The sequence below is a fragment of the Dulcicalothrix desertica PCC 7102 genome, assembly GCF_003991905.1.
GTDB classification, from domain to species: Bacteria; Cyanobacteriota; Cyanobacteriia; order Cyanobacteriales; family Nostocaceae; genus Dulcicalothrix; species Dulcicalothrix desertica.
Window position 1 is genome coordinate 1 of record NZ_RSCL01000099.1, and the last position, 1,276, is coordinate 1,276.

Here is a 1,276-nt window from a genome sequence, read left to right on the forward strand (position 1 = left end):
CTAGTAGTCCGTGTCATTAGTTTTGGGGTGTTGTGCTATACTTTTAAATATATAACAACACAACTAAAAAATACAAGCATATGAGCCTTCGGTGCCGCTTGCTTATATTATAAGATCAACTGGGTGCATGAATAAAAAACATAAAGTGAATCTAAGCGACGACCAACGAGTACAGCTACTTGATTTTGTCAAAAAAGGTAAGGCTGGCGCCAGGGAAATTCGCCGCGCGCACACGCTACTAATGGCGGATTCCGGTAGTACAGACGAGGCGATTGCAAGAACTCTACATACATCTATAAATACAGTCTCTAGGACTCGTCAACAGTTTTGTGAAGAAAATTTAGAATCAACATTATCTGAACGTCCACGTAGCGGAAAACCGTCATTAGTTACGGATACTCTAGAAGCTTATTTAATTGCAACAACTTGTAGTAAGGCGCCAGAAGGCAGTGGATGCTGGACACTGAAAATGTTAGCCGACCGAATGGTTAGCTTAGAAATCATAGACACCATAAGTACATCGACAATTAGTCGCACACTTAGAAACATTGATTTAAAACCTTGGCTTATTGAGCAATGGTGTATACCACAGTTGAGTTCAGAATACGTATACAAAATGGAAGACGTTCTAGATGTTTACGCGCAACCGCCAGACGCGCGGCGCCCATTAGTTTGCTTTGATGAAAGATTATGCTTGTTAATTGAGAACGTTCATGAACCAATACCTCCCAAGCCTAAAACAGAAGACAAACCAGGACAAAAAGAAAAAATAGATTACGAATACGAAAGAAACGGAACCTGTAATTTGTTTGCGTTTTTGGCGCCACACTTAGGTTGGAGACATGTTAAAGTTACCGACCGCCGCACAAAAGTAGATTTTGCTTACTGCATGAAAGAGTTGGTAGATGTTCATTTTCCAGAAGCGGATGTAATCAAATTGGTGATGGATAATTTAAATACCCATACAATCGGCGCTTTATATGAAGTCTTTGAACCAGCAGAAGCCAGAAGGATTGCCCAAAAACTAGAGATACACCATACACCGAAACATGGTAGCTGGTTAAATATGGTTGAATCTGAGTTATCAGTACTAGTGCGCCAGTGTTTAAATCGAAGATTACCAAATATTGAAACATTAAAAAAAGAAGTCTCTATTTGGGAAGAGAATCGTAATGAAAATCAGGTTCGTGTTAACTGGCGCTTCCGAAAAGAGGACGCTAGAATTAAGCTCAAAAGGGTTTATCCTACACCCCAAAACTAATGACATGGAACACTA

Annotated in this window: 1 protein-coding gene; it reads left to right on the top strand. The window is 39.9% G+C overall.

Features of this window, described 5'->3' with window-relative positions; genetic code table 11:
• Window positions 1-127: 127 nt before the first annotated feature.
• Window positions 128-1,261: an IS630 family transposase gene (locus tag DSM106972_RS50940; protein ID WP_127085906.1), complete on the top strand. Its 1,134-nt coding sequence runs from the start codon at window positions 128-130 to the stop codon at window positions 1,259-1,261.
• Window positions 1,262-1,276: the final 15 nt, after the last annotated feature.

Bases quoted from the DNA above. Each gene is read 5' to 3' on its own strand.
- DSM106972_RS50940 (WP_127085906.1), top strand. From the start codon at position 128: ATGAATAAAAAACATAAAGTGAATCTAAGCGACGACCAACGAGTACAG.